This is a genomic window from Janthinobacterium sp. 13, assembly GCF_002749695.1.
Lineage (GTDB): Bacteria > Pseudomonadota > Gammaproteobacteria > Burkholderiales > Burkholderiaceae_D > Janthinobacterium > Janthinobacterium kumbetense.
The window spans coordinates 2,364,644-2,390,449 of sequence record NZ_PEEQ01000001.1 but is presented as its reverse complement, the minus strand read 5'-3'; the positions used below and the strand labels follow the sequence as shown (position 1 = coordinate 2,390,449).

The window sequence follows — 25,806 nt, the reverse complement described above, 5'->3', positions numbered from 1 at the left end:
GCCGGCGCGCGCCGCCGATTCGGGAATGTTTCCAGGAGTTAGACTATGCGCCGCACCTTATCCCCCTTCCTCTTCATCGCCAGCCTGACTTTCGGCAACGTGCTGCACGCCGCCGACAAGGAACCGATCCAGCCGATCACGGCCGCCAAGGTGGCCAATCCGGCCATGGTCGAGCTGGGCAAGAAACTGTTTTTCGATCCGCGCCTGTCGCGTTCGGGCTTTATTTCCTGCAATAGCTGCCATAACCTGAGCATGGGCGGCACGGACAATATCAAGACGTCGATCGGCCACAACTGGCAGCGCGGACCCATCAATTCGCCCACCGTGCTCAATTCCAGCATGAACGTGGCGCAATTCTGGGATGGCCGCGCCAAGGATTTGCAGGAGCAGGCGGGTGGCCCCATCGCCAATCCCGGCGAGATGGCTTTCACGCACGAGCTTGCCATCGACGTGCTGGCCTCGATTCCCGCTTACCGCGCGGAGTTCCGGCAAGTGTTTGGCCAGGATAAATTGACCATCGAGCAAGTCACGCGCGCCATCGCCGCCTTTGAAGAGGTGCTGGTGACGCCCGGTTCCCGCTTCGACCAATGGCTGTCGGGCAAGAAGAGCGCGCTGACGAAAGACGAGCTGGCCGGCTACCAGCTGTTCAAATCGAGCGGCTGCATCGCCTGTCATAACGGTCCCGCCGTGGGCGGCAACACCTTCCAGAAGATGGGCGTCGTCGAGCCGTACAAGACGGCGATGACGGCGGAGGGACGCTCGGCCGTGACGGGCAAGGATGCGGACCGCTTCAATTTCAAGGTGCCGACCCTGCGCAACGTGGAGCTGACGTATCCCTACTTCCACGATGGCGAGGCGGCAACCCTGACGCAAGCCGTCGACGTGATGGGCCGCTTGCAGCTGGGCCGCACCTTCACGCCCGATGAAAATGGCAAGCTGGTGGCCTTCCTGAAAACCCTGACGGGCAAGCAGCCGCATATCGTGCTGCCGATCCTGCCGCCATCGTCGGATACGACGCCGCGGCCCGTGCCGTTTGACTGAATGAGTTCATGAAAAATGCCCGCTTCAAGCGGGCATCGGGGTTTATTTCAATGTTCTCTGGAACAACTGATAAATCCGGCGGTACTCGTCATACCACGCTTCCGGCTGCACGAAGCCGTGGCGCTCCATCGGGTAGCTGGCCATTTCCCAGTTATCCTTTTTGAGCTCGATCAAGCGCTGCGACAGGCGTACGGAATCCTGATAGAACACGTTGTCGTCGATCATGCCGTGGGCGATCAAGAGATTGCCCGTCAGTTTGTCGGCGTATTCGATCGGCGACGAGATTTTATACGCTTGCGGATCGACGTCCGGCGTGTTCAGGATATTCGCCGTGTACTCGTGGTTGTAGGTGGTCCAGTCCGTCACGGGACGCAGCGCGGCGCCGGACTTGAAGATTTCCGGCGCACGCATCAGGGCCATCAGGCTCATGAAGCCGCCATAGCTGCCGCCATAGATGCCCACGTTCTTGATGTCGCCCTGGTGCCGGGCTGCCAGCCAGTGGGCGCCGTCGATGAAATCTTCCAGTTCCGGATGGCCCATCTGGCGGTAGATGGCCGTGCGCCAGGCGCTGCCGTAACCGAGCGAAGCGCGGTAATCGACGTCGAGCACGATGTAACCCTGCTCCACCAGCAGGTTGTGGAACATCTGTTCGCGGAAGTAGACGGGGTAGCGCTCGGTCACATTCTGCAGGTAGCCGGCGCCGTGCGCGAACATGACGATGGGATATTTCTTGCCCGCTTCCAGCTGGGCCGGGCGGTACAGCTTGGCCCAGATCGGCGCCGCGCCATGCGTGGACGGCACTTGCACCAGCTGCGGCATGACCCAGCTGCGCGCCTTGAAGGCGTCGCTGCGTGTATCCGTCAGGATATTGGCCTTGCCGCCGGCAACGGAAATCGTCGCCAGCTGGGCTGGCATATAGCTGGTGGAATAGCGCAGCAGCAGCTTGCCGTTATCGGGTGACAAGCCGAAGTTTTCCACGCCTTTCAAGCCGGTGACTTCGCGCGCGCCGCCCTCCTTGGCCGTGCTGGCGCACACTTCATACGTGCCGGGCGCCTGCCGGTTGCACATGAAATACGCGGTTTTGCCGTCGCGGCTCCATTCGACGGCGCTCACTTCCCACTGGCCGCTGGTCAGGGCGCGCGCCGGGGCCGCGCCCGTTTTCGTGTACAGGTGGGCGTAGCCGCTTTCCTCGGACAGATACCACAGGGTGGCGTTGTCGGGCAGCCAGCCGAATTCGTCGGCGCGGCGGTTGACCCAGGCCGCGTCGCTGATGCGGTGCACGGGCAGCAGGGCGGCGTTGGCCAGGTCGACGTTGGCGAGCCAGCCATCCTTGTTGTCGATGGCGCGGATGCGCACGGCTGCCTTGCCGCCGTCGTCGGTCCAGGCGACGCCGTCGCGCTGGGCGTCGATGCGCACGGGACGGTTGCCTTTCAGGGCCGGCAGCTTCTGTTCGGCGCGCATGGCGGCCAGCGGGTCGGCGGCGATGCCGGGCAGGTTATCGAAGGCGATCTCGCGCACCTGGCCCGTGCGCAGGTCGGCCAGTTTCAGGCTTTGCGCGATCGGCATGTTGCGGCCCACGCGCGTGCGCTCGTCGTCCGCTTCCGGATAGCCCGTTTCCGTGACGTAGCGGGCCAGTTTGCCCAGCTTGCCCTTTTCGGCGGCCTTGTCCTGCGTGACGAACAGCAGCCAGCGGCCGTCCGGCGACAGGGCGCTGCCGGAAATAGTGATTTTGTCGCCCAGGTAGATCGGTTCCGGTGCGCGCGTGGCGTCCAGGCGGCGCTCTTCATGGCGGCGTTCGCGGCTGGCGTCGCGGTCTTCCTTCTGGCGCGCCAGGTTGACGATCAGGCGCAGCTGCAGTTCGCGCAGGGCGTCCGCTTCCGGCTTGGCGTCCGGGTCCTTGACGGCGCGCAACAGGGCCACGGGGGCGCTCAGGCGGTCAAGCCGGTTCCAGCTGAACCAGTCTGTGCCGCTGCGGTATTGCACGGCGCCGCCGTCGGCGGAGTATTGCGGGTCGCTGATGGCGGACACGCCGCGCGTGATCTGGATCAAGGCGCCGCTTTTCAGGTTGCGCTCGAACAAGTCGCCGTTGCGCAGCAGGATGGCGCGCGTGCCGGCCCGGTTGACCACCATGTGCTGGCCGTCGAGATTGGCCAGCTGCGCATCGTCGACCTTCTTGCCGCTATTGAGTTTGGCGTTTGCGCCCGGCAATTGATAGGTGTCGCGCAGGGGCGAGCCGAGGCGTTTCTGCTTGTAGTAGAGCTGGCCATTCCAGCCCCACCATGCCGCTTCGACGGGCGCGCCGATCCAGTCGGGATCGGCCATGGCCTGGTCGAGGGTGATGGGCGTGGGTGCGGTGGATGGGGCCGCATGGGCGGCGGGGAGCAGAGAGAGCAGCAGGAGCGGCAGCAGGGGAAGAACCAGACGCATCGGGGATCACTTTAATCAAAGGGGATGGTGAAGGTACAGGCTATGAGGCCGGTATTCTAGCGGAGGAGTTTCGTGCAGGAAATGTCGGAAAGCTAAGCCTGATACCGGGCCAGCCAGGCCAGAAAGTCGTCCAGCGGCATGGGCCGCGCATACAGGTAGCCTTGCAAGCCGTCGCAATCGTGGGCGAGCAGGAAGTCGGCCTGCTCCTGCGTTTCCACGCCTTCGGCCACCACGCGCAAGCCCAGGTGGCGCGCCATGGCCAGTATCGCTTGCACGATGGCCGTGTCGCGCGCATCGTGCGGCGTGTCGTCGATGAAGCGCTTGTCGATTTTGAGTTCGTACAGCGGCATCGAGGTCAGGTAGGCGAGGCTGGAATAGCCGGTGCCGAAATCGTCGATGGAAAAGCGGATGCCGAGGGCCGCCAGTTCGCGCATGCGCGCCAGCGAGGCGTCGCGCTGGTCGATCAGCAGGCCTTCCGTCAGTTCCAGGATCAGGGCGCCGGCCGGCGTGCCGTGTTCGGCCAGCGCCGCCTGCACGCGGGCGGCGAAATCGGGCTGGCGAAACTGGGCCGGACTGACATTCACGGACAGGGCGACGGGCTGCCCCGCCCGCGCCAGCATGGCGGCGGCGCGGCACGCCTCGCGCAGTGCCCAGTGCCCGAGCCTGACGATCAGCCCCGATTCCTCGGCGATGGGAATGAAGATGCCGGGCGCGATATGGCTGCCGTCCGCCTGCGGCCAGCGCATCAGCAATTCGGCGCCCGTCACCCGGCCATGGCGGTCGACCTGCGGCTGCACGTGCATGCACAGTGCATGGGCATCGAGGGCGCGCGCCAGCGCCCGTTCCAGGGTCAGGCGGCGTTCCACGCCCGCTTGCATGGCCGCTTCAAAGAAGGCGATGCCGTTGCGTCCTTCCGCCTTGGCGCGGTACATGGCGATGTCCGCTTCGCGCAGCAGGTCGTGCGCCTGCTGGCCCGCTTTCGGCAGCAGGGTCACGCCGATGCTGGCGCTGCAATGATAGGACTGCCCGTCGATATCGAAGTCGCGCGCGATGGCGGCGCGGATTTTCTCGGCCACCTGGGCCGCCGCGCGGGCGGCGCTGTCGAGGTCTTCGGCCAGGTGCGCCAGCAGCACGACGAATTCATCGCCGCCGATGCGCGCCACCGTGTCGGCCTTGCGCATCAGCTGCGCCAGCCGTTCGCCGGCCAGGCGCAGCAGCGCGTCGCCGGTGGCGTGGCCGCGCGCGTCGTTGATGTGCTTGAAGTGGTCGAGGTCGATGAACATCAGCGCGCTGATTGTATTCCCTCGCGGCGCGGCGGCCAGCAGGTGGCCGATGCGGTCCATCAGCAGGCGCCGGTTGGGCAGGCCCGTCAGCACGTCGTAGAAGGCCAGGCGGTGGATGTCCGCTTCCGATTTCTTGCGCTCGTCGATTTCGCGCTCGACGGCCACCCAGTGCGTCTGCTTGCCGTCCGCATCCGTGAACGGCGCCAGTTCCGCTTCGACCCAGTACGCCTTGCCGGCCTTGTTGTAATTGAGCAATTCCGCCCTGGCCGGCTGGGCATTGGCCATGGCGGCGGCGACGCGCGCCAGTTCGCCCGCATCGGTGGCGGGGCCCTGCTGGAACAGCAGGCTGCGGCCCAGCACCTCGGCGCGCGCATAGCCGCTGCTGCGCTCGAAGGCGTCGTTGACGAAGATGATGCGCGTGGCGGGCGCCGCGCCGCCGGGGGCATCGGTCACTTCGGCGAGCATCACCATGTCGTTCAGGCGGGCCAGCGCCGTGGCCGTCAAGCGCAGGTCGGCGTTCAGCTGCGACAGGGCCTGGCTGCTGCGTTCCAGGTGGCGCAGCAGGAAGGCGCAGGACAGGGTCAGCACGGCGGCGATGAACAGGAAGTTCAGGGCCACGATCAGCGCGCGCAGCACGGGGGAGTCGGGCACGCCCTGCACGTGCAGGGCGACGTCGGGATGCAAACCGAGGAAAAAGATGGTCAGCGAAGTCAGGGCCAGGGTCGACAAGGCTGGCCGCATCCCCAGCAGCAGGGCCGCCAGCACGGGCATGAGCATCATGTAGATCTGGCTGACGGGGCCGATTTTCAACAGCAGGCCCACGCCCACCAGGTAGGCGACGATGAGGAATTGCCACACGCGCCAGCGGTAGGGCATGGCGCGTAGATGCCAGATGACGCCGACCCAGCCGATGGCCAGCACGTCGAGGGCGACTATGGACCAGATAGCTTCGCGCGCCGCCAGCAAGGCGCTGGGAATGGCGGTGATGATGCCAAGCAGCAACACCACCTGCAGCAGGCGCGAAAAAATCTGTCCGCGCCAGTGCGCGAGATCGTTTGACGCGGCCACGCTGCCGTCCTTTCCCCAGGAGCTGTGCTGCCGAGCTGAGCAGTATGGTAAAAATATTACGCGCTATCTTTATGCATGTCATCTTGATCATTCGGCATGGTTGACTGCGCGGCTACCTGCGGGGCGCGTCGGGCCGCCTACTCCGTCTGCGCCGTGGGCCAGTAGTGGCTGTCCGGCGTGTCCCGCGCGCCGAAGATGGCCTGGCCGACCCGCACGACGGTGGCGCCTTCTTCGATGGCGATTTCATAATCGCCGGACATGCCCATCGACAGCTCGTCGAGGCCGATGCCAGGCGGGGCGTCCTGGCGCAGGCGGTCGCGCAGTTCGCGCAGCAGCACGAAGCAGCGGCGCACACGCACCGCTTCCGCCGACAACAGGGCCAATGTCATGAATCCGCGCACCCGCAGCGCCGGGAAGGCGGGCAGCTGGCGCAGGAAAGCAGCCACTTCGTCCGGCGGCAAGCCGTACTTGCTGGCTTCGCCCGACGTGTTCACTTGCACGAACACGTCGAGCCCGCGCCCTTCCGCCTGCAGGCGCCGTTCCAGCGCCTCGGCCACGCGCAGGCTGTCGAGGGCCTGGAACTCGCTGGCAAAGCGCGCCACCAGCTTGGCCTTGTTGGTCTGCAAATGGCCGATCACCGACCATTGCAGGTCGGCCAGGTCCGCCATCGCTTCCCACTTGCGGCCCGCTTCCTGCGGCTTGTTTTCCCCCAGCAGGCGGCAACCCGCGGCATAGGCCAGGCGCAGGCTTGCCTCGGGCTTGGTCTTGCTGACGGGCAGCAGGCGCACGCCGGCCGGATCGCGCCCGACCCGCTGGCATGCGGCCGCCATGCGCGCATGCACCGCCGCCAGATTGCGGCGGAAGTCGTCCACGGAAACGGCTTGCGGCCAGCGCCCATGCTGCGCGTGCATGGTGGGAGTGGGCAGGGGAGTGTCATTGTTCATGTGTCAGCCTTGTGTCAGCCTTATGAGCGGCAGGAGTCGCCGCAGTGATGTATGATTGTCCTATGCCAAAATATATCATGTCTGAGACCATCATGAAGATGACAGGGAAAACCGCGGCGCAGCTGTTCGACAGCATCCGCGCGCTGACGCAGGCGGGCGAACTGCCGCCGGGCCAGGCGCTGCCGACCGTGCGCGAGCTGGCGGCGACCTTGGGCGTCAACCGCAATACCGTGTCGCTGGCGTACAAGCGCCTGGTGACGGCCGGGATCGCGGTCACGCAAGGGCGCCTGGGCACGGCCATCCGCGCGCAGCGCGATCCCGGCGAGCAGGAAGGCTTGCTGCCCGGCTCGCCGCTGGCCGACCTGGGCGGCGGCAATCCGAACCTGGCCTGGCTGCCCGATGTCGGCGCGGCCCTGGCGCGCAAGCCCTACCGTCCGCGCCTGTATGGCGAGGCCACGCTGGACCCGGCGCTGGAAGCCCTGGCGCGGCGCTGGCTGGCCGGCGATTGCCCGGAAGGGCACGACGTCACCCTGACGAATGGGGCGGTCGATGCGGTCGAGCGCCTGCTGGGCGCGTATCTGGTCGCGGGCGACAAGGTGGCCGTGGAAGACCCGTGCTTCGTCAGCAGCATCAACACGCTGCGCATCGCGGGGCTGCACGCCGTTGGCGTGGCGGTCGATGTCGAGGGGATGCAGGCCGGGGCGCTGGAACGGGCGCTGGCGCAAGGCGCGCAAGCCGTCATCGTGACGCCGCGCGCGCACAATCCGACCGGCTGCAGCCTGAGCGCGGCGCGCGCGGCTCAGTTGCGCGCGGTGCTGGCCGCCTATCCGAACGTGCTGGTCATCGTTGACGACCATTTTTCGCTGTTGTCCGTCGCCGGCTACCGGGACGTGATTCCCCCTGCGGCCCGGCGCTGGGCGCTGGTCCGTTCGGTATCGAAGATCTTCGGCCCCGATCTGCGCCTGGCCGTTGTCGCCAGCGACGGACAGACCGCCCGCCGCCTGCGCCTGCGCCTGGCGCCCGGCACGAACTGGGTCAGCCATCTCTTGCAGGACGCCGTGAGCGCCTGCCTGTCGTCGCCGGACGTGCTGGCGCAGGTGGCCCTGGCCCGCGCAGACTATGCGCGCCGCCGCGGCATCCTGGCCGATGCGCTGGCGGCGCAAGGCCTGGTCTGCGCCAGTCCCGCCGATGGCTTGAACCTGTGGCTGCCGCTGCCGGGCAGCAGCCAGGCGGCCGTGCTGGCGCTGGCCAGGCATGGCTGGCTGGTGCGCGGCGGTGAAGCGTTTGGGGTGCAAGCGCCGGCGCAGGGATTGCGGATCACCGTGTCGAGCATGGATGAAGCGGGCGCGCAGGCGTTCGCCGGCGTGCTGGCCCAGGTGCTGGGCCGGCCATAGTTTTTTAATTCCTCGCCACAGAAAGGGAACATCATGAAAGTCCATTTCATCGTGCATGAAGCGTTCGAGGCGCCGGGCGCCTACGAGACATGGGTGCGCGAGCGCGGCTACGCGGCCACGTATTCCCGCGTCCATGCCCATGAGCCGCTGCCCCCGTCCATCGCGGACATCGACCTGCTGGTCGTCATGGGCGGGCCGCAATCGCCGTCGACGACGCGCGAGGAATGCCCGCATTTCGACGCCGCGGCCGAACAGGCCCTGATTGCCGCATGTGCCGCGGCGGGCAAGGCAGTCGTCGGCGTCTGCCTGGGGGCGCAACTGATAGGCGCAGCCCTGGGAGCACGCCAGGCGCACAGCCCGGAAAAGGAGATCGGCAAGTTCCCCGTCATGCTGACGGCGGAAGGACGGGCAAACGATAAATTCGCCCATTTCGGCGACGTGCTGGAAACCGGGCATTGGCATAGCGACATGCCTGGCCTGACCGACAGCGCGAAGGTCATCGCCTGTAGCGAAGGCTGCCCCCGCCAGATCATCGAATACGGCAGGCTGGTGTACGGCTTCCAGTGCCATATGGAGTTCACGCCGGAGGTGGTCGAACTGCTGATCGCCGCGTCGGAAGCCGAACTGGCCATGCTGGAGCCGCACCGCTTCGTGCAGCCGCCAGCGGTCTTGCGCAGCCACGACTGGCACGCCATGAACGGCCAGCTGTTCGGTTTCCTTGACCGGCTCATGCAGGCGTACGCATCGCCGTAAAAAAACGCCAGCGTCGACGCTGGCGTTGGGGGGGCAAACAGGCGAGGCGCTTATTTCTTCGGCGCGCTCAGGCATTCCTTCATGAAGGCTTTGCGGGCATCGCCCTTCATGTCCTTGGCGTCGACATTGCACGCTTTCATCTTGTTTTGCTGCGTCATGGCCGGTGCCGGCTTGGCGCTCAGGCATTCCTTCATGAAGGTCTTGCGTTCATCGCCTTTCTTGCCGGCGGCGTCCGCATTGCAGGTCGTCATCTTCGATTGTTGGGCCGTCTTGGCGACGGGCGCCGCTTCCGGTGCGGCGGCAAAGGCGGTGCTGGCAAACGCGGCGGCGATGCAGAGGGCGATTAATTGTTTCATGGCAAATCCTTGTAGACGCAGTCGGTGGAAGGGGGCGATGCAATCGGCAGAGAATGCCGATATGCAAAACGTAACTAACTATATGACATTTATCAACAAAATTTCCACTCGAGTGTGTCTTTTTGTTACTGGCAGGCAGAAGGCGCCCGCCAGCTGGCCCGGGTAGCCATGTTGCGGCGGCAGCGCCCCTGTTTTTTGCTATGCTAGCGTCTTTCCACCGGCCGATGCCGCTGCCTTGGCCGGCGCACCCTCAATACGGAGTAGTTATGGTCTCGTTGCAAGAGCAGTTTTTAAAGGCCGGCCTGGTCGACAAGAAGAAGGTCAAGCTGGCCAACCAGGACAAGAGCAAGCAGAAAAAGGACGAGCGCAAGAGCGGCACGCAAAGCGTCGACGAGGTGCGCCTGGCCGCGCTCGAGACCCAGCGCAAGAATGCCGAGCGGGCGCGCGAACTGAACGCCCAGCGCGACGCGGCCGCCAACCAGAAGGCCATCGTGGCGCAGATCGCGCAAATGGTGCAAAAGAATCGCCAGAGCAAGGGCAACAACGGCGACGTGCCGTACAACTTTACATTTAATAACAAGATCGAGCGCATCTACGTGACGGCCGCCGTGCAAGCCCACTTGGTGGCGGGCCGCCTGGTCATCATCTGCTTGAACGGCGCCGTGGAACTGGTGCCGCGCATCATCGCCGACAAGATCGCCGAACGCGACCCCGCCATCGTCGTGCGCGTGAAACAGGCCAGCACGGAAGTGGACGAGGACGATCCGTATGCGGCGTTCCAGATTCCTGATGATTTGATGTGGTAAGCGGGATGTTTGCCCGGCGCTGACGGCGCCGGGGGAGTGGTTGCGGGCCGGAAACGGCCTGCGTGTTGTATAGACAGTCCACAAACAAAAACGCCACCCGAAGGTGGCGTTTTTGAATGTGAAACGTATTCTTGGTGGCCCGGGGCGGAATCGAACCACCGACACAAGGATTTTCAATCCTCTGCTCTACCGACTGAGCTACCAGGCCAAGGTGGCGAATTATAGCAGACCAAAACGGGAATGCAAGAGCCGGCTGCGACTTTTCCCAGATTTCCTGCATGGGCATGGTTTTACTTGCTTGTGGGGCAAATATGATTTGATATCAGCGGTATTTTTCTCAACAAAGGATGGGCGCATAGTGTGGCCATCGACATTGACTTGAGAGGATTACCGCATGAACTCCACCACAAATCGCACCGCCATCCCTGAAATCGGCCTGGGCACCTTCCGCCTGCAGGGCCAGGTCGTCATCGATTCCGTCACCACGGGCCTCGACGTCGGCTACCGCCATATCGACACGGCGCAAATCTACGGCAATGAAGCCGAAGTGGGCCAGGCGATCGCCGCCAGCCCCGTCCCGCGCGACGAGCTGTTCGTCACCACCAAGATCTGGATCGAGAACCTGCAGCGCGACAAACTGATTCCCAGCCTGAAGGACAGCCTGCACAAGCTGCAGCTGGAGCAACTGGACCTGACCCTGATCCACTGGCCGTCGCCGCAAGACGCCATTCCCGTCGCCGAGTATATGGCGGCGCTGGCGGACGCCAAGGCGCAGGGGCTGACGAAAGCCATCGGCGTATCGAATTTCACCAACGCGCAGCTGCGGCAAGCCATCGCTGCGGTGGGCGCGTCTGAAATCGCCACGCAGCAGGTCGAGATCCACCCCTTCCTGCAAAACCGCACCGTCATCGACTTCGCGCGCAGCCAGGGCATCCACATCACGGCCTATATGCCGCTCGCGTATGGCAAGGTGGTCGTCGATCCCGTCATCATGGCCATCGCGGTAAGACATGGCGTGACGCCGGCGCAAGTGGCCCTGAGCTGGTCGCTGCAGCAGGGCTTTGCCGTGATCCCGTCGTCCACCAAACGGGCCAACCTGGAAGCGAACCTGCATTTCCAGCGCATCACCCTGTCGCCGGACGAGATGGCGCAGATGGCGACCCTGGAGCGTGGCGAACGCCTGGCCAATCCGGACGGCCTGGCGCCGCAGTGGGATTGATATGGGCGCCATGACGAAGCTTGGGCAGGGCGGTTTCAGTATCGGGCTGGAACTGCCGCTCGATAATGACTGGTCGTCCACGGGGCGCCAGGCGAATGCGGCGTCCGGCCGCGTGCCGGGCGAACCGGACCTGCAACAGCATGCGGCGCTGGCAAAACTGGCCGACCGCCTCGGTTTCAGGGCCCTGTGGCTGCGCGACGTGCCTTTGTATGACCCGTCCTTCGGCGACGCGGCCCAGGTCTTCGAGGTGTTTACCTATCTTGGCTACCTGGCCGGCATCACGGAGAACATCTTGCTGGGCACGGCCGCCGTGGTGCTGCCCCTGCGCGAGCCTGTATTGACGTTAAAAGCGGCGGCCAGCGTCGACCAGTTGAGCGGCGGGCGTTTGCTATTGGGCGTGGCCAGCGGCGACCGTCCTGTCGAATATCCCGTCTTCGGCCGCGACTTCGAGCAGCGCGGCGCGGCGTTCCGCGAACAGGTAGCCATGCTGCGCGACTGGGGCGAGACGCATCTGCCGCCCGGCATCCGCCTGCTGCCCAAGCCGTCCGCGCCCTTGCCGCTGCTGGTGGCGGGGCTGGCGCAGCAGTCGCCCGCCTGGATAGGCGAGCAAATGGATGGCTGGCTCGCCTATCCGGGCACGCCGGACGACCATGCGCGTCGCTCGGCGCAATGGCGCGCCGTCGCCGGGGAAGATAAACCCTACGTCAGCTTCATTCACCTGGACCTGGACGAGGACCCGAACTTGCCGCTGCAGCGCTTCCGCTTCGGCGCACGCACGGGGCGCGACGGCCTGATCGCCGAGTTGACGGCCATGCGCGACGCCGGCGTGCAGCACATCGGCTTGCAGCTGCGGCAGAACCGCCGCCCGCTGGCCGAGACCTTGCAGGAGATCGCGGACCACGTGCTGCCCGTCTTTCATGGCATCGCTTGATCTGGGACACGCGTCCTGTACTTCCGGACTATCTGAAAAGGGTGGGGCAAACGCTATAATGGCCGCATGAACAGTCCCACTCCCCCTACCATGCGGCGCTTCATGCATAGCCACAGCGACGTTTGCATCGTCGGCAATGGCGCCATCGCGAAAACCACGGCGCTGGCGTTTGCCCAGGCAGGACAAAGCGTCACCCTGTTATCCCCGGTGAGCCCTCCTGCGCCCACATCCCCTTCGGCCGCCAAGCCGGTCGAAGCCAGCTGGGATGTGCGCGTGTATGCGCTCAATCACACGGCGCACCAGCTGCTGTCGTCGCTGAAGGTATGGGGCGCCCTGGAGGCTGACAGGGTGGCGCCCGTCGACGCCATGCTGGTCAACGGCGACGGCGCGCAGGCGGGCGGACTCGGTTTCGACGCGTATGGCGCCCATGTGGGCACGCTGGCGTGGATCATCGAAGACCGCAATCTGGGCCAGGCGCTGGACGCCGCCCTGAAATTTGCACCGAACGTCAGCGTGGTGCAGGGCCGCGCCAGCCGCCTGGAATGGACGAACGACTCGGCCATCGTGCATCTCGATGGCGGCGACACCATCACTTGCGCATTGGTAGTGGGCGCGGATGGCGCCCAGTCGTGGGTGCGGGGCCAGTGCGACATCGGCCTCGATTACCGCTCCTACGGCCAGCGCGGCGTGGTCAGCAACTTCGCCTGCGAAAAGCCGCACCATGGCGCGGCCCACCAGTGGTTCACGGGCAGCGAAGGCATCGTCGCGCTGCTGCCGCTGCCGGGCGACCGCGTCTCGCTGGTCTGGTCGGCGCCCGATGCGCTGGCCGACACCCTCATGTCCGAATCGGCCGACGCCCTGGCCGCGCGCCTGGCCGCCTACTGCCACGACAAACTGGGCAAGCTGACGCCGTTGCAGCCGGAGCTGGTGCGCGCCTTCCCATTGACCCTGATGCGCCCGCACGCCATGGTGGCGCCGCGCGTGGCCCTGGTGGGCGACGCCGCCCATGTGGTGCACCCGATGGCCGGCCACGGCATGAACCTGGGCTTTGCCGACGTGGCGCAGCTGGTCAAGACGATCGCCGAACGCGAAGCGCACCGCGGCATCGGCGACGAGCGCGTGCTGGCCCGCTATGCGCGCGCGCGCAAGGAAGACGTGCTGTTGATGCAGCTGGCCACCGATGGCCTGGCGCGATTATTTGGCGCCGACCTGGAGCCGTTGCGCGTGGTTCGCAATTTGGGATTAAACTTGCTGGATAAATTACCGGCCCTGAAGCGGAAAATGATCGCGCACGCATTGGGACATCAGTAAATATCAGCGAATCTTAAGATATCGCCGGATAATGGCAGGTGTGAAAATTCAAGGTCGCCGCAGCTGGTCTGCGGCGATCGTTTTGTCAAAGAGATAACGATGCCGGGCCAGAGGCGAGTCCCGCCAGGCGTTTCAAGTGGAGAAGTGATAGTGATAAAAATGAGCAGAATCGCATTGGTACTGGCCTCGGGCCTGATGATGTCGTGCGCCGGCGCGGAAACGCCAACGGAAGCGAACATCAAGAAGCTGATCGAGCCGCGCCTGGGCGAAGGCGCCAAGGTCGATTCGGTCAAGGAAACGCCGTACGGCGGCCTGTATGAAGTGCGCACGGGCGGCGACATCCTGTACACGGACAAGGCCGCGCAATACCTGTTCGTCGGCCACGTCTTCGACGCCAAGACGTCGCAAGACCTGACCAAGGTGCGCCTGGACGAAGTCAACCGCATCAAATTCTCCGACTTGCCGCTCGACTCCGCCATGAAGACCGTCAAGGGCAATGGCAAGCGCGTGATCGCCGTGTTCGAAGATCCGAACTGCGGCTATTGCAAGCGCTTCCGCCAGAACGCGCTGAAGGAAATCGACAACGTCACCGTCTACACCTTCATGTACAACATCCTGTCGCCGGACTCCATCGTCAAGTCGCGCAATGTCTGGTGCGCGCCGGACCGCAACAAGGCATGGGATGACTGGATGTTGAACGGCAAGGCGCCAGCCACGGTAGCCGCCACCTGCGCCAATCCGCATGAAAAAATCCTGGCCCTGGGCCAGCAATTGCGCGTGTCGGGCACGCCTGCCATCTTCTTTGCCGACGGCAGCCGCATTCCGGGCGCAGTCGATGCGAAAACGCTGGAACAGAAATTCTCGACCATTAAGTAATCCGGGCTGTCGCCAGGAAGGCTGGACGGCGCGCCCTCGCAAGGCGCGCTTTTTTTTGCACTTTTTTCCGCTGTCGTATCATCAAGTGTTGTTTGTAGACGCCATAACAATTCAAAAAAGGAGAAGCAGCAGATGATTACCCTGAATATCAACGGACGCGACACGCAGGTCGATGCCGATCCTTCCACGCCCATCCTGTGGGCGCTGCGCGATAACCTGAACATGACGGGCACCAAGTTCGGTTGCGGCATGGCGCTGTGCGGCGCCTGCACGGTGCACCTCGACGGCCAGGCCATCCGCTCGTGCATCACGCCGATTTCCTCCGTCGGCGCGCAAAAGATCACCACCATCGAAGCGATGGAAAACGACCAGGTGGGCAAGGCCGTGCAGGCGGCGTGGGTGCGGCACGACGTGCCGCAATGCGGCTACTGTCAAAGCGGCCAGGTGATGAGCGCGACGGCGCTGCTGCGCACCAACAAGGCGCCCAGCGATGCCGACATCGACGGCGCCATGAGCGGCAATATCTGCCGCTGCGGCACCTATCAACGGATCCGCGCGGCCATCAAGGACGCGGCCAAGACCCTGGCCTGAGGAGAGCGACATGCGTATCGAATGGTTGAATCAGGAAGCATTGCAGCATGGCGGGGTGACCCTGGGCGCGGCGTTGGCATCGGTTTCGCCGGGCGTGGCGGATGGCGTGTCGCGGCGCGGTTTCATGAAGGCGGGCGCGGTGGCCGGCGGCGGCTTGATGCTGGGCTTTTTCCTGCCAGGCGCAGGCAAGCTGGCGCAGGCGGCCGATGCCGCACCCGCCAAGCCCGTGTATGCACCGAACGCTTTCCTGCACATCGCCCCCGATAACACGGTGACGGTGCAGGTGAACCGGCTGGAATTTGGCCAGGGCGTGCAAACGAGCTTGCCCATGCTGATCGCCGAGGAACTCGACGCCGACTGGAGCCTGGTGCACGGCGCGCTGGCGCCTGCCGGCGAGCAGTACAAGGATGCCGCCTACGGCATGCAGATGACGGGCGGTTCGGGCAGCATCGCCCATTCGTTTACGCAGTACCGCGAAATCGGCGCCAAGGCGCGCGCCATGCTGGTGGGCGCCGCCGCCGCGCAATGGAAAGTCAGCCCCGACCAGGTGCGCGCCGCCAAGGGCGTGCTGTATGGCCCCGGCGGACAAAAGGCCACGTTTGGCGAATTTGCCGACGCGGCCATGCGCCAGCCAGTGCCCGCCACCGTCAAGCTGAAGGACCCGCGCGACTTTGCCATCATCGGCAAACCCGTGAAACGCCTGGATGCGGCCGCCAAATCCACGGGCAAGCAGCAGTTCGGCATCGACTTCAAGCCGCCTGGCGCGAAAGTGGCCATGGTGGCGCGCCCGCCCGTGTTTGGCGCGAAAGTGGCGAAATTCGACGCCAGCAAGGCGAAAGCCATCAAGGGCGTGCTGGACGTGCTGGAAGTCAAAACCGACCGTGGCGGCAGCGGCGTGGCCGTCATCGCCGAAGGCTACTGGCCGGCCAAACAGGGGCGCGACGCGCTGGTGATCGAATGGGACACGAGCGCCGTGGAAAAGGTCAGCAGCGACAAGCAGCTGGCCGCCTTCAAGGCGCTGGCGAAAACGCCGGGCACCGTCGCCAAACCTGCCGACATGGCCAAGCTGGCCTCGGCGCCGAAAAAGATCGAAGCCGTCTACGAATTTCCCTACCTGGCGCACGCGCCGATGGAGCCGCTCAATTGCGTCGTCGACCTGCAGGCAGACAAATGCACGATGTGGGTCGGTTCGCAATTCCAGACGGGCGACCAGGCGGCCATCGCGGCGACCTCGGGCCTGAAACCGGAGCAGGTCACCCTGCACACGATGATGGCCGGCGGCGGCTTTGGCCGGCGCGCTGTGCCCTCGTCCGATTACGTGGTCGAAGCCGTCAACGTCGCCAAGGCGTACCGGGCGGCGGGCAAGGGCGGCCCGTTAAAGCTGATGTGGAGCCGCGAGGATGATATCAAGGGCGGCTACTACCGGCCGTCGCACGTGCACCGCGCGCAGATCGGCCTCGACGCCAAAGGGAAAATCCTCGCCTGGGACCATACCATCGTGGGCCAGTCCATCATGGCCGGCACGCCGTTCGAAGCCTTCATGGTGAAAAATGGCGTCGACGGCACCATGGTCGAAGGCATGGGCGAGCCCTACACCCTGCCGATGAAGCTGTCCGTGCACACGGCCAAGGCGAACGTGCCCGTGCTGTGGTGGCGCTCCGTCGGCTCGACGCACACGGCCTTCGTCATGGAAACCCTGATCGACGAGGCGGCGCACGTGGCGAAGATGGACCCCGTCGCCTACCGCAAGCAGCTGATCGACGCCAAGCATACGCGCCACATCGCCGCCCTGGACCTGGCCGTGGCCAAGTCCGGCTACGGCAAGAAGAAGCTGCCGAAGGGGCAAGCCTGGGGCGTGGCCATGCACGAATCGTTCAATTCCGTGGTGGCCTATGTGGTGACGGCGTCGGTGGTACAAGGCGCACCCAAGCTGCACCAGGTATGGGCGGGCGTGCATTGCAACCTGGCCGTCAATCCCCTGACGATCGAGGCGCAAGTGCAGGGCGCCGCGCTGATGGCGCTGGGCATGACGATTCCCGGCGCAGCCATCACGCTCAAGGATGGCGTGGTGGAGCAGCAGAACTTCGGCGATTACCCCGTGCCGCGCATGCCCGACATGCCGGTGATCGAGGTGCACCTGGTGCCGTCGGGCGATGCGCCGACGGGCATGGGCGAGCCGGGCGTGCCGCCGCTGGCGCCCGCCTTCGCCAACGCGCTGTTCGCGCTGACGGGCAAGCGCTTGCGCAAGCTGCCTTTTGATTTGGCGGCCGCATGACGGTAGCGGTTTTTTGAGCACGGTCGGCATCTTGCTGGCAGCCGGAAGGGGACGCAGGTTCGACCCTGCCGGCGTGCAGAACAAATTATTGCAGCCATTGGCGGAAGGACCGCACGCGGGTCTGCCGGTGGTGGTGGCGGCAGCGAGGAACATGCTGGCTGCCTTGCCGCGCGTGCTGGCCGTGGTGCGCCCCGACGATGCCGAGGTCGCGCGCCAGCTCGGTGCGCTGGGCTGCGAGGTGCGCGTCTGCCATGATGCCGACACGGGCATGGCCGCCTCGCTCACCTGCGCCATCGGTCACGTGCGCGGTGCGCCGGGCTGGCTGATCGCCCTGGGCGACATGCCTAGTGTGGAAGCGGCTACAATCGCCGCCTTGTCGCACGCCATCGGCGATGGCGCGCGCATCGCCGTGCCCGTGCTCCGGGGACGGCGCGGCAATCCTGTCGCGTTCAGCACCTTTCACTTGCCGCTGCTGCTGGCACTCGATGGCGACCAGGGCGCGCGCAGCATCGTCAACAGCCATGCCGTGTGCGAAGTAGCAGTGGACGACAGCGGCATCTTGCGCGATATTGATACACCTGACGATTTGTCGCCGGCGCCTGGCGCGCCCGGGCGATTGTAGAACATCCATGCCAGACACGAGGAAAACATGAAGAAAGCACCGATTCAAAAAATCACCGCCAAGGCGGGAGCCAAGGCAAGCGGCAAAGCCACAAGCAAAGCCGCGGCAAAAACCGCAGTGAAAACCACACCGGCCGCCGGCATCATCTACAGCATTGCCGCAGCCGACCTGGCCGGTCACATGTTCAAGGTGACGTTGACCGTCAAGTCGCCGGCCGCCATCGGCCAGGTATTTGCTTTGCCGGCCTGGATCCCGGGCAGCTACATGATCCGCGAATTTTCGCGCAATATCGTCAGCATCCGCGCCGAGTCCGAGGGCAAGGCCGTGGCGCTGACCAAGCTGGACAAGCATTCGTGGCAAGCCGCCCCGTGCAAGGGCCCGTTGACCGTCGAATACGACGTGTATGCCTGGGACTTGTCCGTGCGCGCCGCCCACCTGGACCAGAACCACGGCTTCTTCAACGGCACCAGCGTGTTCCTGCGCGTGCTGGGCCAGGAGGCTGAGCCGCATGAAGTGCATATCGTGCAGCCGAAGGATGCGGCCTGCAAGACGTGGAAAGTGGCCACCACCCTGCCGGAATTGAAAGCGAAACGCTATGGCTTCGGCAGCTACCAGGCGGCCAACTACGATGAGCTGATCGACCACCCGGTGGAGATGGGCGACTTCGCGCTGGCCACTTTCACCGCGCATGGCGTGCCGCACGATATCGTCGTCACGGGCAAGGTGCCGAACCTGGACCTGGACCGCCTGTGCCGCGACCTGAAAGCCATCTGCGAAACGCAAATCGCCTTCTTCGAGCCAAAGACAAGGAAAGCGCCGATGGACCGCTATGTGTTCATGACCATGGCCGTCGGCGACGGATACGGCGGTCTGGAACACCGCGCCTCGACGGCGCTGATCTGCGCGCGTGCCGACCTGCCGACGACGGCGTCGACCAGCACGGAAATCGGCGACGGCTACCTGAAATTCCTGGGCCTGTGCAGCCATGAGTACTTCCATACCTGGAACGTCAAGCGCATCAAGCCGGCCGCCTTTGCGCCGTACAACCTGCAGGCGGAAAGCTATTCGCCGCTGCTGTGGCTGTTCGAGGGATTCACCAGCTATTACGACGACCTGATGCTGGTGCGCGCGGGCCTGATCGATGAAGCGGCCTATTTCAAGCTGCTCGGAAAAACCGTCAACAGCGTCTTGCGCGGCAGCGGCCGCACGAAGCAAAGCGTGGCCGATTCCAGCTTCGACGCCTGGGGCAAGTACTACCGCCAGGATGAAAACGCGCCGAACGCCATCGTCAGCTACTACACCAAGGGTTCGCTGATCGCGCTGGCCTTCGACCTGACGATCCGCGCCAAGACGAATGGCGAAAAGTCGCTGGACGACGTGATGCAGGCATTGTGGCAGCGTTATGGCCGCGATTTCTACAAGGGCAAGGGAGAAGGCAAAGGCCGCGGCGTGACGCCGGCCGAAGTCGAAGCCCTGTTCGACGAAATTGCCGGCACGCGGATGAAGCCCTTCTTCGAGCGCTACATCCGCGGCACGGACGACGTGCCGATGGCGCGCCTGCTGGCGCCGTTCGGCGTGAAATACAGCGACGCGCGCAAGGCGGAAAAGGCCAGCCTGGACGTCAACCTGGGCCGCGACGGCAACGATGCCAAACTGGCGCAGGTGCACCAGGGCGGCGCGGCGCACGTGGCCGGCCTGTCGGCGGGCGACGTGCTGGTGGCCATCGATGGCTTGCGCGTGACGGGTAACCCGGCCAACCTGGACACCTTGCTGGGCCGCTACGCCGTCGGCGCCAAGGTGGCCATCCACGCCTTCCGCCGCGACGAGCTGATGACGTTTGCGGCCGTGCTGCAAGGCGACCGCGTGCCCGGCGTCAGCCTGGCGCTGCTGCCGGCGCCGAAGAAAGCCACGGGGCCGAAGCGTCCTAGCGCGGCATGATGCTCATGCGGTAAGACAGAAAACCGGCCGTCACTGGCCGGTTTTTTATTTCAAGCAGCAATTTCCCAAATGCAACTTATCCGGTGAAACTGGCGGCTTGCCATCATATTTACTGCAAATGAACTAATTTTTCTTTAACTAAACTAAAATTGCCGAACCGCTTCTTTTAGATCGCGCCCAACGTGCAAACCCTCGATCCCCGAACGATTATGCTGATGACGACCCTGATGTGCGGGGCGATGAGCATCGTCATGTTCTCGGTGTATCGCAGTTTCCGGCGCGAGGTGCATGGCCTGGGGCATTGGGCGGCCGGCTTGCTGTTGCTGGTGTGCGCGTCCCTGCTGTTCGGCACCCGCGAAGTGCTGCCGCCGGCATTGTCCATGATCGCGGCCAATGCGGCGCTGGTGGCCGGTATCGGCCTGTCGATGCTGGGCACGGAGAAATTCTTTGGCCTAGCGCCCAGCCGCCGCGCCTATCTGCTGATACTTGCCCTGGCCATCGCCGGCAATAGCTGGTGGTTGCTGGTGCACCCCGATTTTTCGGCGCGCGTGGCGGTCTTTTCCCTGCTGGTCTTCCTGTTTTATGCGCGCCAGGTGCAACTGGTATGGCGCCATGGCGAGCGCCATTTCTCGAGTTTTTTCTTTGCCGCGCTGATGCTGATGCAAGCCGTCGTGGTGCTGGCGCGCGGCGTGTCTGCCTTGCTGCATGGCGGCGCCAGCGTGAACCTGACGGTGGCCGGCACGCCGGCCGGCATCTATCTGGCGGTTGCCAATTTCATGGCGCTGCTGCTGACGGTGGGCTTCATGACGATGGCGACGCGCCGCCTGCAGCAGATACTGGAGCGCCGCTCGACCCATGATCCGCTGACCCAGGTGCTGAACCGGCGCGGCTTTGGCGACGCCTATGCGCGCGAGATAGACAATCTGCGCCGCCGCCGCTTGCCGTTGACATTGCTCAGCATCGACCTTGATTACTTCAAATTGATCAATGACCGCCACGGTCACGCGGTGGGTGACCGGGTGCTGGCGCATGTGGCCACCGTTATCAAGGGCGCCTTGCGCGAATCGGATTGCGTGGCGCGTTTCGGCGGCGAGGAGTTCGTCGTGCTGATGCCGGACATGCCGGCGCATAATGCGTTGGGCGTGGCCGAACGCATCCGTGCCTTGCTGCGCGAGCCCAGTCATACAGGGCTGCCGCCGTGTACGGTCAGCATCGGCGTCGCTTGCCAGGCGTCGGTGGTGGAAGGGCTGGAACAGCTGTTGTCGCGCGCTGATGCGGCCCTGTACCTGGCCAAGGAACGGGGACGCGACCGTATCGAACTCGATACCGCCGCGTTTACTGTGGACCGGACAAGGTCCGCAGCTGGAATTGGTACTGGTCGTTGAACAGGAAGGTTTCGGAGAAATCGAAGGTCCGGGCGTGGCGGTGCATCAGGTGTGCCGCTGGCGGAAAGAGGGTGGGCACGCGCCGCACGGCGGCCAGCGCCGCGGCCGATGCTTCGCTGTCGCGCGAACGGTGCACGTGCACGCCTTTCAGCTCGCCGTCCGGGCCCACGCTCAGGTCGAGCACGACGATGGCAGGGAGCATGGGCGGCAGGCGCCCGCTGAACGTGTAGGCACTGTTGGCGGCCATGATCTGCTGCGCCACCAGCGACTTGTAGGCGTCGATGCTGTCCGCGAGCTGTATCGCGGCCGGCGTGCGAGGGGGCGTGGACGTGGGCGTGGACGTGCTCACCGCCGGCGGGGCCGCGGTCTGGCAGGCCGACAGCAGGCTGGCGGCGGCAAGGACGATAATTCCGTGTCTCATGCTACCAGCCTACCATGGTTTAACTGAACAGGCGTTCCAGCTCCACGCCGGGGTCGGGCGCGCGCATGAACGCTTCGCCCACGAGGAAGCTGTGGATGTGCGCATCGCGCATGCGTTGCACGTCGGCCGTGCCGTGGATGCCCGATTCCGTGATGATCAATTTGTCTTGCGGGATGCGCGGTAACAGCTTGATGGTCGTGTCGAGCGACGTTTCGAAGGTGCGCAGGTTGCGGTTGTTGATGCCGATCAATGCGCTCTTGAGTTTCAGGGCCGCCGTCAGTTCGTCGCCATCGTGGCTTTCGATCAGCACGCCCATGCCCAGTTCGTGGGCGCACGCTTCCATTTCGGCCATCAGGCCATGGTCGAGCGCCGCGACGATCAGGAGGATGCAGTCGGCGCCCATGGCGCGCGCTTCATAGATCTGGTACATGTCGACCATGAAATCCTTGCGCAGCACGGGGATGGCGCAGGCGGCGCGCGCCTGCTGCAGGTACTCCACGGATCCCTGGAAGAACTGCTCGTCCGTCAGCACGGACAGGCAGGCTGCGCCATGCGCGGCATAGCTGGCGGCGATATCAGACGGGTGGAAGTCGGCGCGAATGACCCCTTTCGATGGCGACGCCTTTTTCACTTCGGCGATGATGCCGGGCTTGCCGGCGGCGATGTGTTGGCGCAGGCTCGCTTCGAAGCCGCGCAGGCCGGCGCGCAGGGCGCTGTCGCTTTCCACGTCGCCGCGCAGGCTGGCCAGACTGCGGCGGGCCTTGGCCTTTGCCACTTCATCGGCTTTCACGGCCAGGATTTTATCGAGTATGTCGGACATGATGGTCGCTATTCTATAAAGGAGGGCGGCAGCTTACGCTTGCGCCAGGGTGCCCAGCTGTTGCGTGACCTGCACGAATTGAGCGAGTTTCGCCAGGGCCGCGCCCGAACTGACGGCGGTGCGCGCGCGCGCCAGGCCGTCTTCGATCGAACTGGCCACGCCGGCCGCGTACAGCGCCGTGCCCGCGTTCAGGGCCACGATGTCGGCGGCCGCACCGGGCTCGCCGCGCAGCGCTTCCATCATCTTGGCTTTCGATTCCACGGAATCGGCCACCTTCAGGTTGCGGCTGGCGATCATCGACATGCCGAAGTCTTCGGGATGGATTTCATATTCACGGATTTCGCCGTTGACCAGTTCACCGACCATGGTGGCCGCGCCCAGCGACACTTCATCCATGTTGTCGCGGCCATACACGACGATGGCGTGCTGCGCGCCCAGGCGCTGCAGCACGCGCACCTGGATGCCGACCAGGTCGGCGTGGAACACGCCCATCAAAATGTTCGGCGCGCCGGCGGGATTGGTCAAGGGGCCCAGGATATTGAAAATGGTGCGCACGCCCAGTTCCTTGCGCACGGGCGCCGCATGTTTCATGGCCGCGTGGTGGTTGGGCGCATACATGAAGCCGATGCCCGTTTGCGCGATCGACTGGGCGATCTGCTCGGGCTGCAGGTTGATGTTGACGCCCAGCGAGTCCAGCACGTCGGCGCTGCCGGACGAGGAAGAGACGCTGCGCCCGCCATGCTTGGCCACGCGCGCGCCGGCTGCCGCCGCCACGAACATCGAGGCGGTGGAAATATTGAACGTGTGCGCGCCGTCACCGCCCGTGCCGACGATGTCGAGCAGGTTGGTGGTGTCGGCCATGGGCACCTTGGTGGAAAATTCGCGCATCACTTGCGCGGCCGCGGCGATTTCGCCGATGGTTTCCTTTTTCACGCGCAAGCCCATGGTGAGGGCGGCGATCATGGTGGGCGACATTTCGCCGGACATGATCTGGCGGAACAGGTACAGCATTTCGTCGTGAAAGATTTCGCGGTGTTCGATGCAGCGCAGCAGGGCTTCTTGTGGTGTGATCGGCATGATGCTTCCTTCTTCAATGATGGCGCAGGAGGACACTGATGGCACGCCGTGGCGTGCGCGGAAAATCAGCGCTCGAGAAAGTTCTTCAGCAGGGCGTGGCCGTGCTCCGAGAGGATCGATTCGGGGTGGAACTGCACGCCCTCGATATCGTATTCCCGGTGGCGCACGCCCATGATTTCGCCGTCGTCCGTCCACGCCGTCACTTCCAGGCAGGAAGGCAGCGAGGCGCGTTCGATCGCCAAAGAGTGGTAGCGGATCACTGTGAAGGGGCTGGGCAAGTCTTTGAAAACGCCCACGCCCGTATGCGCGATGAGGGAAGTCTTGCCATGCATGACTTGCTTGGCGCGGATGACGTTGCCGCCAAACGCTTCGCCGATGGCCTGGTGGCCCAGGCACACGCCCAGTATCGGTTTCTTGCCGGCGAAGTGCTTGAGCACTTCCACGGAAATGCCCGCCTGTGCCGGCGCTTTCGGACCGGGCGAGATGCAGATGCGGTCCGGGTTCAGCGCCTCGATCTGTGCGATCGTGATTTCATCGTTGCGGTAGACCCGCACGTCTTCGCCCAACTCGCCGAAATACTGCACGATGTTGTAGGTGAAGGAGTCGTAGTTGTCGATCATCAGCAGCATCTTAAAACCCTCCATCCAGGCCATCTTGCACTTGTTCGGCGGCGCGCAGTACGGCGCGCGCCTTGTTTTCCGTTTCCTGCCATTCCATTTCGGGAATGGAGTCGGCCACGATGCCGGCCGCGGCCTGCACGTACAGCATGCCGTCCTTGACCACGCCCGTGCGGATGGCGATCGCCACATCCATTTCGCCGCCAAACGACAGGTAGCCGCAGGCGCCGCCGTAGATGCCGCGCTTGGTGATTTCCAGTTCGTCGATCACTTCCATGGCGCGCACTTTCGGCGCGCCCGTCAGGGTGCCGGCGGGGAAGGTCGCGCGCAGCACGTCCAGGTTCGACAGGCCATCCTTCAGCTTGCCTTCCACGTTCGAGACGATGTGCTGCACGTGCGAGTATTTTTCGATGACCATGCGGTCGGTGACTTGCACGCTACCCGTCTCGGCGATGCGGCCGATGTCGTTGCGCGCCAGGTCGATCAGCATCACGTGCTCGGCGATCTCTTTCGGGTCGGCCAGCAGCTCGGCCGACAATTCGGCGTCGCGCTCTGGCGTGGCGCCGCGCGGGCGGGTGCCGGCGATCGGGCGCAAGGTGACTTTCTTGCCGCCGTCCGCCGTCTTTTCGTTGCGCACCAGAATTTCCGGCGAGGCGCCGATGATCTGCATGTCACCGAAATTATAGAAGTACATATACGGCGACGGGTTGAGCGAACGCAAGGCGCGGTACAAAGTCAGCGGCGAATCGACATAAGGTTTGCGGATGCGCTGGCCGATCTGCACCTGCATCAGGTCGCCCGCCATCACGTATTCATGTGCCTTGGCGACGGCCTTCAGGTAATCTTCCTTGGAAAAGTCGCGGATGGTTTCCGTGCGCACGGAAGCGCTGGTGACGGGCGCATCGACGCCGCGGCGCAGCATCATGCGCAAGTCCTTCAGGCGCTGCTGTGCTTTCGAAAACGATTCGGGTTGCGTCGTGTCGGCGTAGACGATCAGGTAGAGCTTGCCGGACAGGTTGTCGATGACGGCCAGTTCTTCCGTCACCATCAGCTGGATGTCGGGCAGCTTCAAGTCGTCTTTCGGCGCGCCGCCGGCGAGTTTTTTCTCGATGTGGCGCACGGTGTCGTAGCCGAAGTAGCCGGCCAGGCCGCCGCAGAAGCGCGGCATGCCGGGGCGCAGGGCCACCTTGAAGCGCGACTGGAATTGTTCGATGAAGTCGAGCGGATTGCCTTCGTGTTCTTCGATCACGCTGCCGTTCTTGACGATTTCGGTGCGTTTGCCATAGCTGCGCAACACGCTCGTGGCGGGCAAGCCGATGAAGGAATAGCGGCCGAAGCGTTCGCCGCCGACGACGGATTCGAGCAGGAAGGTGTTCTTGCCGCCTTGTTGGGACTGTGCCAGTTTCAGGTACAGGGTGAGCGGGGTTTCCAGGTCGGCGAACGCTTCCGCGATCAGGGGGATGCGGTTGTAGCCTTGCTGGGCCAGCGATTTGAATTCGAGTTCGGTCATGTTTCTCTCCATGCCGTCAGGGTATGAGTGTGCATAGTGCACAAACCCTGCGGTGGGTTATCAAAAAACTTGCCGGGACACGCAACGTGCGCAATATGCGCAAACGACGTGTGTACAACCGGCAGCAATCGTAACGGCTCG

At 64.5% G+C, this 25,806-nt stretch carries 22 protein-coding genes and 1 tRNA gene; 13 read left to right on the top strand and 10 right to left on the bottom strand.

What is annotated here, in order from left to right; all coding sequences use genetic code 11:
* Nucleotides 1-45: 45 nt before the first annotated feature.
* A complete protein-coding gene (locus CLU94_RS10500; RefSeq protein ID WP_099665580.1) occupies nucleotides 46-1,041 on the top strand; it encodes a cytochrome-c peroxidase in 996 nt (331 codons plus the stop codon).
* 42 nt (nucleotides 1,042-1,083) lie between these two features.
* On the opposite strand, the gene CLU94_RS10495 is transcribed toward CLU94_RS10500, so the two are convergent.
* The 3 genes from CLU94_RS10495 to CLU94_RS10485 form a co-directional block, all read right to left on the bottom strand.
* Entirely contained in the window at nucleotides 1,084-3,468 is a 2,385-nt protein-coding gene (locus CLU94_RS10495) for a S9 family peptidase (RefSeq protein ID WP_099665579.1), read from the bottom strand.
* Between the two features lie 92 nt (nucleotides 3,469-3,560).
* Nucleotides 3,561-5,819, bottom strand: a complete 2,259-nt coding sequence (locus CLU94_RS10490) for a putative bifunctional diguanylate cyclase/phosphodiesterase (protein ID WP_099665578.1) — start codon at nucleotides 5,817-5,819, stop codon at nucleotides 3,561-3,563.
* 137 nt (nucleotides 5,820-5,956) lie between these two features.
* On the bottom strand, nucleotides 5,957-6,763 hold the full coding sequence (locus CLU94_RS10485) for a YggS family pyridoxal phosphate-dependent enzyme (protein WP_099665577.1): 807 nt from the start codon (nucleotides 6,761-6,763) through the stop codon (nucleotides 5,957-5,959).
* A 92-nt stretch (nucleotides 6,764-6,855) separates the two neighbouring features.
* Between CLU94_RS10485 and ptsJ the strand changes: the two genes are divergently transcribed.
* Nucleotides 6,856-8,157, top strand: a complete 1,302-nt coding sequence (gene ptsJ / locus CLU94_RS10480) for a MocR-like B6 salvage transcription factor PtsJ (RefSeq protein WP_099668258.1) — start codon at nucleotides 6,856-6,858, stop codon at nucleotides 8,155-8,157.
* A 33-nt stretch (nucleotides 8,158-8,190) separates the two neighbouring features.
* On the top strand, nucleotides 8,191-8,910 hold the full coding sequence (locus CLU94_RS10475) for a glutamine amidotransferase-related protein (RefSeq protein ID WP_099665576.1): 720 nt from the start codon (nucleotides 8,191-8,193) through the stop codon (nucleotides 8,908-8,910).
* A 50-nt stretch (nucleotides 8,911-8,960) separates the two neighbouring features.
* Here the strand turns inward: CLU94_RS10475 and CLU94_RS10470 are convergent, their stop codons facing one another.
* Nucleotides 8,961-9,266, bottom strand: a complete 306-nt coding sequence (locus tag CLU94_RS10470; RefSeq protein ID WP_046682222.1) for a PsiF family protein — start codon at nucleotides 9,264-9,266, stop codon at nucleotides 8,961-8,963.
* A 266-nt stretch (nucleotides 9,267-9,532) separates the two neighbouring features.
* On the opposite strand from CLU94_RS10470, the gene CLU94_RS10465 reads away from it, so the two are divergent.
* Complete coding sequence (locus tag CLU94_RS10465) at nucleotides 9,533-10,072, top strand: DUF2058 domain-containing protein (RefSeq protein WP_077399286.1); 540 nt, start codon at nucleotides 9,533-9,535, stop codon at nucleotides 10,070-10,072.
* Between the two features lie 132 nt (nucleotides 10,073-10,204).
* Here CLU94_RS10465 and CLU94_RS10460 read toward each other — a convergent pair.
* Nucleotides 10,205-10,280: transfer RNA gene (locus CLU94_RS10460), tRNA-Phe, on the bottom strand.
* Nucleotides 10,281-10,466: 186 nt separating this feature from the next.
* Here CLU94_RS10460 and dkgB point away from each other — a divergent pair.
* The 9 genes from dkgB to CLU94_RS10415 all read left to right on the top strand — a co-directional run bounded on the left by dkgB (nucleotide 10,467) and on the right by CLU94_RS10415 (nucleotide 21,220).
* Nucleotides 10,467-11,291 carry a 2,5-didehydrogluconate reductase DkgB gene (dkgB, locus tag CLU94_RS10455; RefSeq protein WP_099665575.1) on the top strand — a complete coding sequence of 275 codons (825 nt, stop codon included), beginning with the start codon at nucleotides 10,467-10,469 and terminating at the stop codon, nucleotides 11,289-11,291.
* A gap of 10 nt (nucleotides 11,292-11,301) precedes the next feature.
* Nucleotides 11,302-12,222, top strand: coding sequence for an LLM class oxidoreductase (locus tag CLU94_RS10450; protein ID WP_373610011.1), 921 nt, complete (start codon nucleotides 11,302-11,304; stop codon nucleotides 12,220-12,222).
* Nucleotides 12,223-12,288: 66 nt separating this feature from the next.
* Nucleotides 12,289-13,533 (top strand): FAD-dependent monooxygenase, encoded by a 1,245-nt coding sequence (locus CLU94_RS10445; RefSeq protein ID WP_257218756.1) that lies wholly within the window; start codon nucleotides 12,289-12,291, stop codon nucleotides 13,531-13,533.
* A gap of 159 nt (nucleotides 13,534-13,692) precedes the next feature.
* The gene (locus CLU94_RS10440; RefSeq protein WP_034785648.1) at nucleotides 13,693-14,409 is read left to right on the top strand and encodes a DsbC family protein; all 717 of its coding nucleotides are present in this window, start codon (nucleotides 13,693-13,695) and stop codon (nucleotides 14,407-14,409) included.
* A gap of 132 nt (nucleotides 14,410-14,541) precedes the next feature.
* Nucleotides 14,542-15,000, top strand: coding sequence for a (2Fe-2S)-binding protein (locus CLU94_RS10435; protein ID WP_099665572.1), 459 nt, complete (start codon nucleotides 14,542-14,544; stop codon nucleotides 14,998-15,000).
* 10 nt (nucleotides 15,001-15,010) lie between these two features.
* Nucleotides 15,011-17,275 carry a xanthine dehydrogenase family protein molybdopterin-binding subunit gene (locus CLU94_RS10430; protein WP_099665571.1) on the top strand — a complete coding sequence of 755 codons (2,265 nt, stop codon included), beginning with the start codon at nucleotides 15,011-15,013 and terminating at the stop codon, nucleotides 17,273-17,275.
* Nucleotides 17,276-17,288: 13 nt separating this feature from the next.
* Nucleotides 17,289-17,897 (top strand): nucleotidyltransferase family protein, encoded by a 609-nt coding sequence (locus tag CLU94_RS10425; RefSeq protein WP_099665570.1) that lies wholly within the window; start codon nucleotides 17,289-17,291, stop codon nucleotides 17,895-17,897.
* A gap of 117 nt (nucleotides 17,898-18,014) precedes the next feature.
* Nucleotides 18,015-19,835 (top strand): M61 family metallopeptidase, encoded by a 1,821-nt coding sequence (locus tag CLU94_RS10420; protein ID WP_099668257.1) that lies wholly within the window; start codon nucleotides 18,015-18,017, stop codon nucleotides 19,833-19,835.
* Between the two features lie 215 nt (nucleotides 19,836-20,050).
* A complete protein-coding gene (locus CLU94_RS10415; protein ID WP_257218754.1) occupies nucleotides 20,051-21,220 on the top strand; it encodes a GGDEF domain-containing protein in 1,170 nt (389 codons plus the stop codon).
* On the opposite strand, the gene CLU94_RS10410 is transcribed toward CLU94_RS10415, so the two are convergent.
* The 5 genes from CLU94_RS10410 to trpE all read right to left on the bottom strand — a co-directional run bounded on the left by CLU94_RS10410 (nucleotide 21,171) and on the right by trpE (nucleotide 25,665).
* Nucleotides 21,171-21,641, bottom strand: coding sequence for a hypothetical protein (locus tag CLU94_RS10410; RefSeq protein WP_099665568.1), 471 nt, complete (start codon nucleotides 21,639-21,641; stop codon nucleotides 21,171-21,173). The two genes, CLU94_RS10415 and CLU94_RS10410, sit on opposite strands and share 50 nt — an antisense overlap.
* 19 nt (nucleotides 21,642-21,660) lie before the next feature.
* Nucleotides 21,661-22,461: an indole-3-glycerol phosphate synthase TrpC gene (trpC, locus tag CLU94_RS10405; protein WP_099665567.1), complete on the bottom strand. Its 801-nt coding sequence runs from the start codon at nucleotides 22,459-22,461 to the stop codon at nucleotides 21,661-21,663.
* A 33-nt stretch (nucleotides 22,462-22,494) separates the two neighbouring features.
* Nucleotides 22,495-23,538 carry an anthranilate phosphoribosyltransferase gene (gene trpD, locus CLU94_RS10400; RefSeq protein ID WP_099665566.1) on the bottom strand — a complete coding sequence of 348 codons (1,044 nt, stop codon included), beginning with the start codon at nucleotides 23,536-23,538 and terminating at the stop codon, nucleotides 22,495-22,497.
* Between the two features lie 65 nt (nucleotides 23,539-23,603).
* On the bottom strand, nucleotides 23,604-24,167 hold the full coding sequence (locus tag CLU94_RS10395; RefSeq protein WP_099665565.1) for an aminodeoxychorismate/anthranilate synthase component II: 564 nt from the start codon (nucleotides 24,165-24,167) through the stop codon (nucleotides 23,604-23,606).
* 1 nt (nucleotide 24,168) lies between these two features.
* Nucleotides 24,169-25,665 carry an anthranilate synthase component I gene (gene trpE / locus CLU94_RS10390; RefSeq protein ID WP_099665564.1) on the bottom strand — a complete coding sequence of 499 codons (1,497 nt, stop codon included), beginning with the start codon at nucleotides 25,663-25,665 and terminating at the stop codon, nucleotides 24,169-24,171.
* Nucleotides 25,666-25,806: the final 141 nt, after the last annotated feature.

Coding starts and splice junctions, on each gene's coding strand:
- ptsJ (WP_099668258.1), top strand. CDS start 6,856: ATGAAGATGACAGGGAAAACCGCGGCGCAGCTGTTCGACAGCATCCGC.
- CLU94_RS10485 (WP_099665577.1), bottom strand. CDS start 6,763: ATGAACAATGACACTCCCCTGCCCACTCCCACCATGCACGCGCAGCAT.
- CLU94_RS10500 (WP_099665580.1), top strand. CDS start 46: ATGCGCCGCACCTTATCCCCCTTCCTCTTCATCGCCAGCCTGACTTTC.
- CLU94_RS10475 (WP_099665576.1), top strand. CDS start 8,191: ATGAAAGTCCATTTCATCGTGCATGAAGCGTTCGAGGCGCCGGGCGCC.
- trpD (WP_099665566.1), bottom strand. CDS start 23,538: ATGCCGATCACACCACAAGAAGCCCTGCTGCGCTGCATCGAACACCGC.
- CLU94_RS10445 (WP_257218756.1), top strand. CDS start 12,289: ATGAACAGTCCCACTCCCCCTACCATGCGGCGCTTCATGCATAGCCAC.
- CLU94_RS10495 (WP_099665579.1), bottom strand. CDS start 3,468: ATGCGTCTGGTTCTTCCCCTGCTGCCGCTCCTGCTGCTCTCTCTGCTC.
- CLU94_RS10465 (WP_077399286.1), top strand. CDS start 9,533: ATGGTCTCGTTGCAAGAGCAGTTTTTAAAGGCCGGCCTGGTCGACAAG.
- CLU94_RS10430 (WP_099665571.1), top strand. CDS start 15,011: ATGCGTATCGAATGGTTGAATCAGGAAGCATTGCAGCATGGCGGGGTG.
- CLU94_RS10395 (WP_099665565.1), bottom strand. CDS start 24,167: ATGCTGCTGATGATCGACAACTACGACTCCTTCACCTACAACATCGTG.
- dkgB (WP_099665575.1), top strand. CDS start 10,467: ATGAACTCCACCACAAATCGCACCGCCATCCCTGAAATCGGCCTGGGC.
- CLU94_RS10470 (WP_046682222.1), bottom strand. CDS start 9,266: ATGAAACAATTAATCGCCCTCTGCATCGCCGCCGCGTTTGCCAGCACC.
- CLU94_RS10410 (WP_099665568.1), bottom strand. CDS start 21,641: ATGAGACACGGAATTATCGTCCTTGCCGCCGCCAGCCTGCTGTCGGCC.
- CLU94_RS10435 (WP_099665572.1), top strand. CDS start 14,542: ATGATTACCCTGAATATCAACGGACGCGACACGCAGGTCGATGCCGAT.
- CLU94_RS10440 (WP_034785648.1), top strand. CDS start 13,693: ATGAGCAGAATCGCATTGGTACTGGCCTCGGGCCTGATGATGTCGTGC.
- CLU94_RS10450 (WP_373610011.1), top strand. CDS start 11,302: ATGACGAAGCTTGGGCAGGGCGGTTTCAGTATCGGGCTGGAACTGCCG.
- trpE (WP_099665564.1), bottom strand. CDS start 25,665: ATGACCGAACTCGAATTCAAATCGCTGGCCCAGCAAGGCTACAACCGC.
- CLU94_RS10415 (WP_257218754.1), top strand. CDS start 20,051: ATGACGACCCTGATGTGCGGGGCGATGAGCATCGTCATGTTCTCGGTG.
- trpC (WP_099665567.1), bottom strand. CDS start 22,461: ATGTCCGACATACTCGATAAAATCCTGGCCGTGAAAGCCGATGAAGTG.